Raw genomic sequence first — 14,319 nt, 5'->3', positions numbered from 1 at the left:
TTCGTCTCCGGCCGCCGGTGGGCTAAAGTAAACGACGTCGCCAGGACAACGGCGACATCGGGGTGTAGCGCAGCTTGGCAGCGCGCTTCGTTCGGGACGAAGAGGTCGTGGGTTCAAATCCCGCCACCCCGACAGTGAAGTACCAGGTCAGGGGCCTGATCCGCTTAGCGGGTCGGGCCCCTGACTCGTTCCCGGAGATCGTTTGGGAGAAATCTGGGAGAAGATCTTGGTCGGGGTCTCCCAGCGGGGATCGCCCGGCAAGGGAGGCACGCCTCCTACGCGTCCGCTCGTACCTGCGCGTTCGCGAACTCCAGTCGCCTACTCGCCCCGGGGACAGCCTGTGGACTACGACTTCGGCAGCACCAACGACGCCGACAACAGCGCCTCTGAGCAAGCGGGACGCCCGTGCGCGGTCTGCGGCACGGTGATGGAGAATTGGCGCCCGCGCAGCCAGAAGTACTGCTCCGATCCTTGTCGCGCCTCGGCTGCCAAAAGGCAGCGGGTCGAACGCCCGAAGGACGCGCCGAAGGTGCGGCGCCCGAAGCAGACGCTCACGCCGGGGACACCTCCGGTGCCCGACCTCGCCAGGACCCGCAAGGTTCCTGGCGATCCTTACTGGAACCCGATCCTTGCGGCTGCGGAACGCGCCACGGGCGGCGAACCTTGCCGGATCTGCGGCGAGGCCGTGCCAAAGAGCGCGCACTGGGAGCACCGTGATCGGCACGTCTGCTCAGGTCGGTGCAATACCACTCTCAAACGGCGCACGAAGGCGCGGATCGAGAAGGGTGAAATCGACTTGGCCGCCATCCCGGATCGGGGTGACCGGTCCTCCGCCGATGCCAACCAGCGCGCTCGGTTCGGGGCGGCACGGAAACCGCAGGTCTTCGGCACCAGGACGGCCGGCGACGACTTCCCCTATGAGTTCTACGGGTTGAGCCCCATCGAGGGCGATGTCATCGAGCGGCACAGCTCCATCACGACGTACGCCACCGCCACCTCCCTGGGTGCCGTCGATCTCGTCGCCCTGGTGCGCGCCAACTCCGAACCCGACGCCGAACCCATGATCGCGATCCACCAGCAGACCGGCGCACTCCTCGCGTACACGGACCGGGTCCTCTGGTGGACCAAGGTGCCCGGCCAGGCGCACCCCATGGTCCAGCAGACGTCGTTCGAGGGGGACGACGGGCAACGGTGGCACTGGCAGAACGAAATCTTCCGCGACGTGGACGAGGACGGGAAGACCTACGGCTGGGAAGCCTGGGTCTGCGTCGCCGAGCCGACGCCCACTCTCTGGACCCCGGCATACACCGCCCGCTCCGAAAAGCAGCGGCGCTCCACTCGAGCCCGCAACAGCTACCAGGCCCGCATGCGCGGCTACGGCACTCTCAACGCAGGTGCTGATCAAGTGGACCCGTTCGACATCTACGAACGCGACCAATGGGTCTGTCAGTTGTGTCAGCGCCCGATGAACCCTGTCGTCGAGTGGCCCGACCTGTGGTCCTCCACCCTTGACCACGTCAAGCCTGTTGCTGAGGGTGGGGCGCACACGGCCGAGAATCTGCAGGCAGCCCATTGGATCTGCAACATCCGCAAGGGAGACACCTGGGGGCCTGGCGAAACCCAGCGCTCTTAGTGGGGGCTTCGCTCGGCGTGGCGCTGTCGCCGCACTGCGTCCCGCCCTCAGCAGTTCATCGCACGACGGACAGATGCGATCGGTTGGCCTTGCCAGCGTGACCTCGGCCCTCGCCCTCCTGCGAAGTGACAACCAGCCCGAAAACGAGGTCATTAAGGTCGGCAGGCTGGAGGTGCAGCTCACGGGCAATATCCGTAAGTCGCGTTCCTTCGCTCCGCAGGGCCGTGAACACCTTGCCCAAGACCTGCGATGTTTCACGGACTACGCCGCTGCGGGGCTCTGACTTGCGATAGCCGAGGCGGCTGAGTTCCACGCAGTGAGTTCGGTACTGCCACTCAGTGGTCAGACCCAGTTCGTGCAGCCGGTGGGCGAGGGCCATGGCGGCGACCTTCCAGCGGTGCTTGGCCTGGAGGATCCAGGTGGTGCTCGCACCGTGCGGGGCATGCGCGAGCACATCTGCTCGCGGCATGAGAAGCGCGGCTGCGAACCGGTGAGCCTCGGCCTCAGCCTGCGGACCGTGTGGCATTTGCTCTTCGCCGTGGAGGACGAGGTGCCCCAATTCGTGGGCCGCGTCGAAACGCCCCCGTTCGGCGGTCTTCTCAGTGCTTAGCAGCACGAACGGAATCCCACGGTCCCAGAAGGAGAATGCATCAACCTCGGGACAGTCGCGGGAAAGCGAGAAGACGCGCACTCCGTGCGCCTCCAGGAGGTGCACGGAGTTGAGGATCGGCGCGTTACCGAGGCCCCAGCGGGCCCGCACCAGCATGGCGGCTTCCTCTGCAGCAACGTTTGCGCCCGCCGCTTCGCCTGGATGAGGAATCTGCTCCTCGCCGGGTCCGAGGCGGCTGAAGGACGTGAGCGAGGGGATATCGGCGGCGGGCAGACGAAAGTGTCCACCGATCCAGTCTTGCAGCACCCGCGCCAGCCGCCCCGAACTGAGGGCGATGTCCCGCTGAGAGGCAGTCATCTTGCTCAAGGCGCGGAAGCTCACCGAGTCCACCGTCAGCTCGGCGACCTCCTCGGCGCTGAAGAAGGAGTGCGGGAACTCCAAGGACGCTGCGATGGATGCCAAGGACTGCGGACTGGGGGTTGCCCGTCCGTTCTCGAAATCGGACAGCCTGCGTGGGGTCAGACCGGCCATTTGGGCAAGGCGGGTAACGGTCAGCCCCCGACGCTTGCGCGCCAGGATCAACCGAGATGCGGTGGTCATGGGAGAAACCAAGTTTTGTGGTCGTGCTGGATGGTCAGGACAGGCGTTCGATCGGGATGTCGATACCACCCTGGCCGTCGTCGACATCGTCGACGAACGGAGTGAAGCCTTCGAAGTCGATCCAGGGAAGGATGATCCGCTCGTACCAGCTGCTGATCTTGCCACGACTGCCCGGCTCGTTCGGAAACGAGAGCTCGGCGTGAAGCCGCGTCCCCTGGTCGGTCCTTACGTGGTGATAGAGCAAGAACCAGGTGGGGATCCCGTCACCGACGTCCTGTCGCTCGGCCTCCGGATCGCGCTCGCCGAAGAGCAGCAGTTGCCGGTTGGTCTCCACCCTCTTCATCACCGCGTTTCCCTTTGCGTAACGCGTGGAGGGCGTCAGAGCTGCGTACCCGGTCTCCGCGCTGCCGCTGGAGGCTGTGATCGCGAAGTCACCGGACGGCGCAACGAGGAGCGGAACATTGCTAGGGCTCGCGCTGGCCCATCCCTTCGGGACGTAGGTCTCCCGCAGGAAGCGGACCGTGCGGCCCCAGAAGATGTTGCCGGGCAGCGAGACCGGGTCCAGTGGTGTGCAGAAGCTGCGCTCCGCTTCAGCTCGGCGCAGAGCGTTCTCGATCTCCTCGGCGGACAGCCCCAGCTCAGCGAGCCGATCACGAACCCGAGGGTTTTCCACGTGCACGACAGACATGCCCAGCCTCTCGACTCACCAGCCCGACTTCCGGAAATCCTCCCTCATATGAGGGAGGAAATCAAGAAACAAGGCTGGTCAACCTTCCGACCACAGGCCGTTGCCGTGCGCGCGAACAAGCAAGTCCCCGGCCGTCCCCGGCCGCGAATGAGTCACCCAGCAGGTTGTCCGTGCACGCAACAACCTGGCGCCTGTCTGGCCCAGCCCCTCGGGAGTCATCCCGCTCCCCGAACCCCGCGAGCCCATCTCAACCCAACCCACCAATCCGGCCGTCTCCCGAGGTCTGACAGTTCAGGTGACGCCACCGTCATGAGGCATTAGGAAGCCCTCTGGCGACTGGCTGATCATCATCTCGCGGTCCCTCATCGGAGGTAGGTCAACTCCGTCCAGAGGGTTGTCATCAGGGTGGTGGAACAGTTCCCTGCGCGCATTATCCGCGAGGCGCTGGTTCAGCTCCTTGGCCAGCTTGGTGTGGGTTCGCACGAAGAAGTCATCATGTCCCGGCGATGCCATGATGATGGCTGCCCGCCGATCGATCGGCATGAGAATAGCGGCTGCATTGCCGATGCCGACGCCGAGAAAGCTCGGCATGTCGTCCGCACGCACCAGCGTCACCGGGTGATCTGGGATGAGTAGCGTGCGACGCTCGAACCTGATCAGGCCCCATGAGCGTGCCATGAACACCTCGTACGCCGTCACCATGGACTGGCCCATCGACGCCATGTGGTCGTTGACCGACATCTCGGCGTAGTAGGAGTCGAAGTCCGTCAGCTCGTCCCACAGCGCATCGACCTGCTCGTCCGAGACAGGCTCCGTGGAGGTCTCTTCGAGACGCCTGCGGATCTCAGGCTTGCCACCCATGGCAATCACAACCTTGCCGAGGTGGTCGGCCATCTCGTTGTGCGCCTTACGAGCGGCGGGGATCCTCGCGTTCTGCGCCGCCATCCACTCGGCGAGCACCGCGCGCTCTCCGATTGGCAGTGGCCACGACCCATCGATGACCTCGCGTATGACCTTGGCTGCCTTCCCCTCCAGTTCGGCGAGCAGGTCCTCCACGGTGTCGTCGAGCTGCCCGTTCTCATCCAGCATCGAGTAGAAGTCTCGGTGGACGGTGACGTCGGCGATCCCAACCAGGCGGCGCTCGCCTCCCTCGAGGGGGACGCGCATGATTCGCTGACCGTCAGCGAATCGCCGCAGAAGCAAGCGCGGCACAGTGTGGTGTCGGCGCTTCAACTTCGACTTCCCGGAAGACTCACTCATGTCATGACGATACGGGCACCTCCTGACATCGTCATGGCAGCTTCCGGGAGCTCCCAGAGCTGCGCCAGGGGCTGCCCGACCTGGATAATCCGCCGGGCAGCCCTGCGGGTTTGCTAGACCGCCGCCATTAGCCTCTGCTGCAACAACGCATCGAGCACAGCGACCGGGGACCGGCGACTCATGGCCAGGCGGGCGCCGAGTGCCGCCTCCCACTGCTCGGTCAAGCCGAGCATGAGGCGCCGGCGCATGCCGGGCGTGACGTGGGCGTAGCGCGCGGAGACCGAGCCGTCGATGTGGCCCATGCGTTCGTCCATGAGGACCTTCTCGGTGCCGAGGTCCTCCATCATCGTGCGGTGGGTGTGCCGGAGCCCGTGGGGTGTGAGGCCCTTGGCGATCGGGAGCCAGCAGGCGTCAGCCCGAGCGGCTGCCCCTCGGCCTCGTGCCGGGATGCCGGGCCAGGGCTCGCCGAGGATCGGGACCGGGCGGGCCTCCTGGGGTGCCTTCTTCGGGTACCAGCCGGAGACCGCCGGGGTGAACAGCCAGGTGGCGAAGCCGTTTCGGCGCCAGTGGGCCGCGTGCTCTGACGCGGTTCCGCCGCGTACGAACCCGAGCTCTGCGATGGCGAGTTCGACGCGTACGCGCGTGTCTTCGCGTACGCGGTCGGGGTGATTGAGGACGTTCGAGACCGTGCCCGTGGAGACTTCAGCACGGCGGGCGACGTCGACGAGCTTCGCGCCCTGGTGGCCTCCTGTGCGGGCCGCGCCTTGACCTCGGAAGACGTACGTCCTGCCGTGGCAGGGGCAGGGCGTCGGCTTCGTACGGGCGATGTGGTTGAAGACCAGGGCCGACAGCCACTCCGTCGAGTCGATGTCACGGTAGCTGTCGTCCTTGGGCGGGCAGCGGACCAGTTCGCCAGTGTCGAGTTCGTACAGCTGCCACTCGACGCGGAAGGAGTCGCGTCGGACGAACTCCGTTTCCAAGCCGACGATTTCGCCCCAGCGCTTGCCGGTGTAGCCCTTGAGGACCGTGGCGACGAACTCGTCGTCCCGGCCAGAGAGCAGGGCCGCCCGCTCGGCGGTGAGCAGGATGCCGAGAGCATCGGTGACGACCTTCTCCGGGCCTCGGTCGCGCGAGCGGCCGGCGCGCTTGCCGCGTCCGCGACGGCGGGCTGCCGGGTTGGACGTGAGCAGGCCCTCGTCGATCGCGTCCTCGAAGATCAGGTGGAGTGTGGAGCGCCAGGTCTTGACGCTGGAGGCCGCGTAGGCCGCGCGCTCCTTCTTCTCCCACAGCTCGACGTCCGTGCGCAGGATGCCGGCGAGCGCCTTGTCCTCGAAGTCGGGGAGCAGGTGCTCCTCGATGTGGCGCTTGTAGTTCTGCATGGTCGAGGCGGCCAGGTCCTGGGAGGCGTACCAGCGGCTCGCGTACTCGCCGAAGGTTTCCTGGCCGAGGCCCGGATCGCGCCACTGGCCACGGCGAACGGTGACCTCTTCGGCGTCTGCGGCCTGCTTGGCCTCACGCTTGGTGGCGAACTTGACCACGACGCCCGTGGAGCCGGAGACGGTGCCGTACTTGCCGTCCTCGATCTTGTAACGACCACGCCAGTAGCCGCTGCGCTTTTCTGCGTACCCCACAGATTTCCCTCCCTTCTGTCGTGTGGGGTGCGTTAAGCAGCGGCTCCGTACTGGGACTTGGCCATCCGGTGCGGTGGCCGGGCTTGAAGCCGGACGGTGGGTACAGCCACATCGGGCCGGTGCCGAGCGGGAGCCCTACGCGTCGGCGCAGGAGCGCCGCCGGTGCGCTGCGCATTCACGGCTGGGCGCTCTTCGTGCATGCGGATGATCTCAGCAAGGTGCACGTCCGAGAAGCGGTAGGCGCGGCCGACGCGGGTGAAGGGGATGAGCCGCCGGCGGGCGCGGTCCTTGACCCACCAGGCGGAGCAGCCGAGGACGGCGGCGACTTCCTCGGGGACGTACAGACGGGGCAGAGCGGACTCGGCGTGCGGAGTCGGTGCGAAGGCAGGGGTTATCGCGGGTTGGCGCAAGGGGTAGGTCCTCTTCTGGCGGGTATAGGGCGCGGCAACGCCGACCCGCCGGTCGATCGCTAGGGATGTGGGTGAGATGCCCGGCCTGGGGGTTTGCGGGTCCAGGTCGGGATGGGGTACCGGAAGCTATGCCTCGTCGGTGCGGTGGCCGTCGCGGTCACCGGACGGAGGGCCATGCATCTTCAGCATGGTCTTGCTGGCCTCCTCCGCGATGGCGCTCTGGACCATGAGGTCGGCTTCCTCGCGGATATCGGGGTGCTCGGCGAGGTAGGCGTCGAGCGCATCGCGCGCCTCCGTGAAGGCCATGTTGGCTCTCTGGGTCGCACGGAACGCGTCCACAACCTCGTCGATGAGCTCCATCGCACGGGCCTTGGCCGCCAGCTGGGGTGGCCCGACGAGGTTGCGCAGGTCAATGCCGAAGACCTCGGCGAAGCCGATGGCGTCGTCGAGGTTGATGCGGCGCTTCCCGTTTTCGATCCGCCAGACCGCAGACGGGTTCATCTCGAAGCCGGCCTCGTTGAGCCGGTCGGACAGGGCGTTGGTGCTCCAGCCGCGCGCCTCACGCTCCACCCTGATGCGGGTCGCGACGTTCGCCTCACCGCTGAGCAGGACGCCCTCGGACGGTTCTTCCTCCGCCACCGACACCTCCTTCCGTTCGTAGCGATGCACTGCGGTTTGCAGCGCAGCCTAAACAGTAGCATCGCCACTGCGAGATGCAAAACACTTCTGCGATATGCAATTCATGTGGCATAGTGGTGGCACCCCCACCCCACTTACCTCAGGAGTCCGCACGCCCACACGTCACATGAAAGAAGCCCCCGGCAATGCCGGGGGCTCAAGCGCAAACCTCTCAACCGCCATCCCTAGCGATCAACCTGCGGAGACCGGGATTGCCGTCCCATATGGCCCGCAAGCAGAGGAGCTGATGCCCAGTATGACCGATGCCCAGCCGAATACGCCATCCCTTCCCGGCGGCTCCGGCACGTCGTGGCCCCCCGTCGCTGTCCCCGGCCAGCTGTCCGATGCCGCTGCGCCTTCGGCAGAAGAGGGCCGCGACGACGACGCCTCGTCAACCCAGCTGCCCGAGGGGGCGCAGATCCTGGACGACCTGCGGGCGCAGATCAAGCGGTACGTGGCGATGCCGAGCGAGGAGGCCGTCACGGCGGTGGCCTTGTGGATCGCGGCGACGCATCTGCAGCGCGCGTGGCAGCACGCACCTCGCCTGGCGATCGTCGCGCCGGAGAAGCGGTGCGGTAAATCGAGGCTGCTGGATGTGGTGACCGAGACGGTGCACAACCGTCTGATCACGGTCAACGCCAGCGCGGCGGCGATCTTCCGGTCGATCGACGGGGACGACCCGCCCACCCTCCTGGTCGACGAGGCCGACACACTCTTCAGCAGCCCCAGGGCCGCGGAGAAGAACGAGGAAGTGCGCGGGCTGATCAACGCCGGGCACCAGCGCGGTCGGCCGACGCTGCGGGTCTCCGGGCCCGAGCACCAGGTGCAGGAGTTCCCCACCTTCGCCATGGCCGCGCTCGCCGGGATCGGCGACCTCCCCGACACGATCCAGGACCGGGCGGTGGTCATCCGCATGCGCCGCCGCGCGGCAGGCGAAAAGGTGGCATCCTTCCGCACCGGCCGGGACACCCCCGCCCTGAACGCGATCCGCGACCGCCTCCACGCCTGGCTCCAGCCGCTCTACAAGCTGGCCATGGAAATGGAGCCACCCATGCCGGTCGAGGACCGCGCGGCCGACACCTGGGAACCACTCGCCATCATCGCCGACCTCGCCGGAGGCGACTGGCCCGCGCTCGCCCGCACCGCCTGCCGCACCATGACCGACTACGAGGCCGGCCAGGACGAGGAGGGCGGCCTGCGCACCCGCCTCCTCGTCGGCATCCGCCGCGCCTTCGCCGCTGTGGGCGACCCGGCCGTGCTCAGCACGAAGCACTTGCTGGAGTCCCTGAACGCGGACAGGGAAGCACCGTGGGCGGAATACGGCGCCACCGGGCTGACCCCGCGCGGACTGCAGCTGCTCCTGAAGCCCTACGGCATCGGCTCGGCCAACCGCCGCTTCCCCGACGGCACACAAGCCAAGGGCTTCGCGCGCAACCAATTCCTCGACACCTGGGCCCGCTACTGCCCCGAGCCGAAGGCGGCAGACAAGCCGCAGCCCGGCCCCGCAGCCTGACTCGACTCCACTCGCATCACTCGTCCCCGCGCAGGTCAGCGCGGGGACGAGTGAACAGCCTGCAACGAGTCGTCTCGACATCACCACGCCACTCGTACCTGTGCTGACCAGGCACGCGACGAGTGGTACGAGTCCCAGCACCTCGCAGCCACAGCGCCCTGCCCCGCTGCCGGCCTGCTCGCAGGTGCCCCCACCCACCGGAGGTCTCCCCTGCCCCCGCACGAACCCACCACACCCGAATCCGCCGTGCCCAAGACCGGCGCCATCCGTTTCGGCATCGCCCTGCTCGGCACCATCGGCTTCGTCCTGTCCTACGACGCCCTGCGGCAGATGGCCGTCGCCGCCCACATCCGCCCGCTCTTCACCATCGGCTTCCCCCTCGTCATCGACGGGTTCATCGCCATCGGCATCGCCACCCTGCTCCTGGTGCGCACCGCGTCGACGGCCGCCCGCCTGTACGTGTGGATCCTCGTCATCCTGGCCACCGCGCTCAGCATCTGGGCCAACGCGCTCCACGCCGTACGCCTCAACCAGCAGGCCCACAGCAGCGGTCTGCGGCTCGGCGACTGGACCGTGGCCGTGCTCTCCGCGCTCCCGCCGCTCGCGCTGGCCGGTGCGGTGCACTTCTACCAGATCATCCAGCGTGACCTCGCGCTGGCTGCCGACCGGGAAGACACCGACCCGGTAGTCAGCGGCGCCACCTCGGACGTCGAGCTGCCCACGCACCCCAAGGTGGCGGGCGCCCCGGCGGACGTGGCGGAAGACGCTTCCAATGTGGCGGATTCCTCCGCCGCTTCCCCTGCGTCTGACGAAGAGGAGTCGGACACCATCGATCCCGAGCTGCTAGCCCTCGCCCGCAGTGCGCCTCGTGGGCGAGGAGGCAAAGCCTCCCGCCGCCATATCGAGGACACAGTCCGCAGCACCGGCCGCACGATCGGCAAGGACGAGGCGGAACGCGTCAAGGACGCGCTCCAGGCCGAACTCGACGAAGCCGCAGCAGCCGAACCGAGCGAGACCGCGCCAGCGGCGATCGCCTCCTGACCACCGGCCCCTGCCAACCACGTCCCGCATCTCTCGTCCCCGCGCACGTCAGCGCGGGGACGAGTCTCCCTTCGGTGACGAGTCGACCCGACATCACCGCACTCCCCGATCCACACCCCACCGAATAGGTCCCCATGCCCGCACCACAGCACGAACTGCCCACCACGCAACAGGAGATGACCACGACCACAGCAACCATCACCGCGTCAGCAAGGTATCCCGCTGGACCGTCCACAGGCCGATCCCACGGGGAAGCCTCCGCCCCGGGGGTGGCGGAGGCAGGCGGGCACCAGGGGGTGCCCGCCGAGGAACAGACCGTCGACGCCGACATCGCTGCTGCTGGGCCGCTGCCGCGTGCCGCCGAAGCAGCCGCCCTGCACCGCGTCGCCCGCCGCCGCAAGCCTGACCCCAACGGCCAGCGCAAGAAGCGTGTCGATGCCCGCTACAGCGTCGAGGAGACGGCAGCCATCCGTGCCAAGGCGCAGTCGCTGAACGTCAGCGGCGCTCATTACGTCGCCGTCGTCGTCCTGGCCCACGTCCACGGCGACCTCACCGTGCCCGGCCAGCGCACCGCACTCGACGACTACATCGACGAACTCAACGCCCTGCGCCAGCAGGTGGCCGCCATCGGCCACAACGCCAACCAGATCGCCAAGAAGCTCAACTCCGGCGGCCATCCACAGCATGGGGACATCGCCCTGCTCGCCCAGACCGACCGGACCCTGAACGCCGTCGGCACCGCTGTCAGCCACATCGCGGCAGCCGCCAACCAGGCGGTCAGCCACAAGGCGGCCCGATGATCGCGAAGATCAGCGGCGGCAAGAGCACCGCCGGCCTGATCCGCTACCTTTACGACACCAAGAAGGCCAAGGACCACACCGACCCCCACCTGGTCGCCTCCTGGGACGGCTTCGCCCTCGACCCCGGCCGCGCCGCCGACTTCGAGGCCACCAAGAAGCTCCTCGTCGCCGACCTCGACCTGCACGTCAAGCAGGCCGAGCGGCTCGGCCACGCCCCCGAGCAGCACGTGTGGCACTGCTCGATCCGCGCCGCCGAAACCGACCGCCACCTCAGCGACGCCGAGTGGGCCGACATCGCCCGCCGCGTCGTTGCCGCCGCCGGCATCGCCCCCGACGGTGATCCGGACGGCTGCCGCTGGGTCGCGGTGCGCCACGCCCCGGACCACATCCACATCGCCGCCACCACAGTCCGCGCCGACCTGCGCACCGCCCGCCACTGGAACGACTACCTCACCGCCGACCGCGAACTCGCCGCCATCGAGAAGGAGTACGGCCTGCACCAAGTCGTGCGCGGAGACCGCACCGCCGCCAAACGACCCACACGCGCCGGCCAGGCACGCACCGCCCGCGAACGCCTGCGCGCCACGGTGCGTACCGCCGTGGCCGCCGCCACCAGCACCGAGGAGTTCGTCTACCTGCTGCAGCACACCGACGGCATCCTCGTCGACATCAAGCACTTCCCGTCCGGCGACGTACGCGGCTACACCGTCGCCCTCCAAGGCGACACCAACAGCCAGCAGGAACCGATCTGGTACTCCGGCTCCGCACTCGCCCCCGACCTGTCCCTCCCCAAGATCCGACAGCGCCTCGAAGCCACTGACCACCAGCCGCAAGGCTCACGCAGGACCAATCCCTGGCACCAGGCCACTGCCGCCACCGAACGCATCCCCCACCGCCTCGGTCAGGCAGACGACGGGGCTGCCCAGGCCCACCTGGCCGCCTTCGGTGAAGCCCTCGACGTCCTGCCCCTCCTCGCACCCCAAGGTGTTCGGGCCCAACTCCGTCAGGCGGCAGAGGCGTTCGAGCGGGCCACCCGCTCCCGCGTCCAGGCCGAGCACCAGCACGCCCGCGCCCTGCGTGGCGCCGTGCGGGCCATGATCCGCGAGCCCGCCCCCAGGGACGGCGCCCTGCTGGCGATGTTCCTCGACGCCGCGATCCTCGTCGTCATCGCCGCCGCCCGCTGGCACCAGCTCCGCCACCACAACCAGCAGGTGGCCTCAGCCCACCAGGCCCTGCTCCACCTCCAAGCCGCCTACGAGCAGGCAGCTGCCGCGCCACTAGTCGCACTCGCCCAGCGCCGGCCACCCCAGCAGGTAGTGGAGCGGCACATCCTCCTGATCCGGCAGGCCGTGCCCGACCATGCGGAACAGGTGCTGGCGGACCCGGCCTTCGACGCACTCGCAGCCGTACTGGCCAACGCCGAGAAGACAGGCCACGACCCGAAACAGCTCCTTCAGCAAGCCGCCGACCAGCGTGCCCTGGACGATGCCCACAGCCCCGCACGCACCCTGGCCTGGCGCATCCGCCGCCTCAGCGAGCGCCACGCCCCCGGCCCACGAGCCGAGGTAGCCAGGGCCCGCAGCGTCGCGCAACGCCGGGCCGTTTCTGGCCAACCTGCGGCAGCCGCTCCGCAGCCGCCGTCGGCGCGACGGCGTTGATCACATTCGGGCCACAGCCCTACCGGAGGTAGGTCTGCTGCCACTCCAGTGAGGGCATGTTCAGGGCCGCCTCGGCAAGTTCCTTGGCGGAGGCGGTCTTGAGGCTGGCCAGGCTGGTGTCGATCCAGTTCTGGACGTTCTGGTGGCCCTGTTCGCGGTATTCGACGGCCTGGATGAGGCATTCCAGCTTGTCGGCGTCGTGCGCCACGGTCACCTCGGGGCTGTCGCCGTTCTCGTACTCCTCGACGATGCGCTGCACGCCGGCGGTGACGGCCGGGTGGGCGGCGGAGACCTGGTCGGCGGTGACCGCTTCGTTGGTGGCGGCCTGGAGGTAGCGGCGGCCGATGCGGGGGATGTCGCTGACGCGGGTTTCCTGGGTGTCGTGGAAGACGCACATCAGGGCGACCTTCGCGGGGTCGGCGCCCTCCATCATGGCCAGGACGCTCCCGATGATCGCCGTGCGGAAGCTGTGCTCCGCGATGGTTTCGGGGTCCTTGACGCCGACGATCCACCAGCCGGACCGCTTGGCCCTCTTGAGCATCCCCATCTCGAACAGGAACCCCGCGGTGCCGCGGCTCTGGTCGTCTGCCATGTGTGGCCCTCCATCGTTCATGTGCGGTTGCCTAGCTGGTACTTCACAGCGCAGAGGTCACGCCGGGACCTGGGGGAGATCGCCCTGGTGTCGAGGATCTGTCCGACACTCTCACCGAGCACGCCCGCCACGGAAGGGGCAGCCTGCGGAAGCCACGGGTGCGCGTGCACCAGCGCCCAGATCGAGTGGGCGTACAACTCCACATAGGTCGGGGCTTCTTGGAGCCCGCGTACCAGGAGTCGCAGGAGCGTTATGGGATCCCAGCCGGTGAGTTCGCGGTCCCGCATGAACAGGTCGCTGGGCTGGGGCCGGGAGGCGGCGCCGAGCCAGTACGCCCAGTAGTTCAGGTTCGCGGCCTCGCCCGCGTCGTCGTCCACCAGGGCGCGCTCGATGAAGTCGCGCAACGGCTGCGGATCTCCCTGGCGGGCGAGGGCGGTCGCGGTCGAGCGGGCTTCGGGCCACAGGGACGACCAGCCGTGGACGGACAGGGCTCCCCGGCCCTTGTGGAGCACGTGGGCCGTCCAGGAGGAGGTGTCGGGGCTGTCGTCGTACGAGGTGAGGTACGCCGCCTGGCGGCGCAGCAGAACCCCGGCCCCGCTCGTGCTGGACGCGCTTTCCGCGACATCCCTGAGATGGGTGAAGAGTTCAAGTCGCTGTTGGGCAGGGATGATCGGCGCCGTCGGTACGGCTCCACGGCGACGCGGTGGCGGCCGGTTCGCCAGCATCGGGGGTGGGGTCCCGTTGACCGCCCAGGCGAACATGTGGGCCGTCGCCCGGGTGTGGACCCACTCGGCCAGCGGATGCTGTTCCAGCCGGAGCGGAGGGCTGAGCGCGCCGCTGAGGATGCGGTCCGCGTCCATCGCCGCGTCCAGGAGCTGCACCAGTTCGGGGTCCGCGCCGAGCGCGGGTAATCGGCGGCGCAGGTCGAGCAGGGTGCCGGCCTTCACGTTGGCCAGGGGGCGACGGCCCGACTCCCAGCCCTGGAGCGTGGCGAGGTCGACCCGCAGGTCCTCGGCCAGGCCGGTCTGGGTGCGGGGCATGCTCTCGCGGGCAAGGCGCAGCACGTATCCGGACACGATCCCGCTGATGTCGATCCTGCCTGGCTGCGACCCGTGGCCCATGACGCCCTCCCGTCTCGGCGTGGCGCTCCGCACAACACGTACCCGGGGTCAGTCCTATCGCATTCCCCACGCTCATACGGTCGT

At 68.3% G+C, this 14,319-nt stretch carries 13 protein-coding genes and 1 tRNA gene; 6 read left to right on the top strand and 8 right to left on the bottom strand.

What is annotated here, in order from left to right; all coding sequences use genetic code 11:
- The first annotated feature begins 58 nt into the window (after positions 1-58).
- Together BG418_RS29030 and BG418_RS40955 are read left to right on the top strand one after the other, a co-directional pair.
- Positions 59-132: transfer RNA gene (locus BG418_RS29030), tRNA-Pro, on the top strand.
- A 208-nt stretch (positions 133-340) separates the two neighbouring features.
- Complete coding sequence (locus BG418_RS40955; RefSeq protein ID WP_188276950.1) at positions 341-1,633, top strand: HNH endonuclease; 1,293 nt, start codon at positions 341-343, stop codon at positions 1,631-1,633.
- Positions 1,634-1,688: 55 nt separating this feature from the next.
- On the opposite strand, the gene BG418_RS29020 is transcribed toward BG418_RS40955, so the two are convergent.
- The 6 genes from BG418_RS29020 to BG418_RS29000 all read right to left on the bottom strand — a co-directional run bounded on the left by BG418_RS29020 (position 1,689) and on the right by BG418_RS29000 (position 7,471).
- A complete protein-coding gene (locus tag BG418_RS29020; protein WP_188276949.1) occupies positions 1,689-2,843 on the bottom strand; it encodes an ImmA/IrrE family metallo-endopeptidase in 1,155 nt (384 codons plus the stop codon).
- 34 nt (positions 2,844-2,877) lie between these two features.
- Positions 2,878-3,531 (bottom strand): hypothetical protein, encoded by a 654-nt coding sequence (locus tag BG418_RS29015; RefSeq protein WP_188276948.1) that lies wholly within the window; start codon positions 3,529-3,531, stop codon positions 2,878-2,880.
- A gap of 291 nt (positions 3,532-3,822) precedes the next feature.
- Positions 3,823-4,791, bottom strand: a complete 969-nt coding sequence (locus BG418_RS29010; protein ID WP_188276947.1) for a DUF4238 domain-containing protein — start codon at positions 4,789-4,791, stop codon at positions 3,823-3,825.
- A 113-nt stretch (positions 4,792-4,904) separates the two neighbouring features.
- Entirely contained in the window at positions 4,905-6,422 is a 1,518-nt protein-coding gene (locus BG418_RS29005) for a LacI family DNA-binding transcriptional regulator (protein ID WP_188276946.1), read from the bottom strand.
- 32 nt (positions 6,423-6,454) lie between these two features.
- Complete coding sequence (locus tag BG418_RS40150; RefSeq protein WP_223185537.1) at positions 6,455-6,832, bottom strand: helix-turn-helix domain-containing protein; 378 nt, start codon at positions 6,830-6,832, stop codon at positions 6,455-6,457.
- A gap of 126 nt (positions 6,833-6,958) precedes the next feature.
- Positions 6,959-7,471, bottom strand: a complete 513-nt coding sequence (locus BG418_RS29000; RefSeq protein ID WP_188276945.1) for a helix-turn-helix transcriptional regulator — start codon at positions 7,469-7,471, stop codon at positions 6,959-6,961.
- Between the two features lie 295 nt (positions 7,472-7,766).
- Here BG418_RS29000 and BG418_RS28995 point away from each other — a divergent pair, with 295 nt between their 5' ends.
- The 4 genes from BG418_RS28995 (at position 7,767) to BG418_RS28980 (ending at position 12,522) form a co-directional block, all read left to right on the top strand.
- Complete coding sequence (locus BG418_RS28995; RefSeq protein WP_188277272.1) at positions 7,767-9,023, top strand: DUF3631 domain-containing protein; 1,257 nt, start codon at positions 7,767-7,769, stop codon at positions 9,021-9,023.
- A 246-nt stretch (positions 9,024-9,269) separates the two neighbouring features.
- Positions 9,270-10,064, top strand: coding sequence for a DUF2637 domain-containing protein (locus BG418_RS28990; protein WP_188276944.1), 795 nt, complete (start codon positions 9,270-9,272; stop codon positions 10,062-10,064).
- A 296-nt stretch (positions 10,065-10,360) separates the two neighbouring features.
- Positions 10,361-10,864, top strand: a complete 504-nt coding sequence (locus BG418_RS28985) for a plasmid mobilization relaxosome protein MobC (protein ID WP_317453793.1) — start codon at positions 10,361-10,363, stop codon at positions 10,862-10,864.
- Positions 10,861-12,522 carry a relaxase/mobilization nuclease domain-containing protein gene (locus BG418_RS28980; RefSeq protein ID WP_188276942.1) on the top strand — a complete coding sequence of 554 codons (1,662 nt, stop codon included), beginning with the start codon at positions 10,861-10,863 and terminating at the stop codon, positions 12,520-12,522. Before BG418_RS28985 ends, BG418_RS28980 begins: the two co-directional genes overlap by 4 nt.
- 19 nt (positions 12,523-12,541) lie before the next feature.
- Here BG418_RS28980 and BG418_RS28975 read toward each other — a convergent pair whose 3' ends face one another.
- Together BG418_RS28975 and BG418_RS28970 are read right to left on the bottom strand one after the other, a co-directional pair.
- Entirely contained in the window at positions 12,542-13,114 is a 573-nt protein-coding gene (locus BG418_RS28975) for an HD family hydrolase (protein ID WP_188276941.1), read from the bottom strand.
- A 17-nt stretch (positions 13,115-13,131) separates the two neighbouring features.
- A complete protein-coding gene (locus tag BG418_RS28970; protein ID WP_223185535.1) occupies positions 13,132-14,235 on the bottom strand; it encodes a helix-turn-helix transcriptional regulator in 1,104 nt (367 codons plus the stop codon).
- Positions 14,236-14,319: the final 84 nt, after the last annotated feature.

The organism is Streptomyces sp. CBMA152 (assembly GCF_014596475.1).
In the GTDB taxonomy this organism is placed as follows: Bacteria; Actinomycetota; Actinomycetes; order Streptomycetales; family Streptomycetaceae; genus Streptomyces.
The sequence above is the reverse complement of the archived record's forward strand: the minus strand, read 5'-3'. Positions and strand labels throughout refer to the sequence as shown.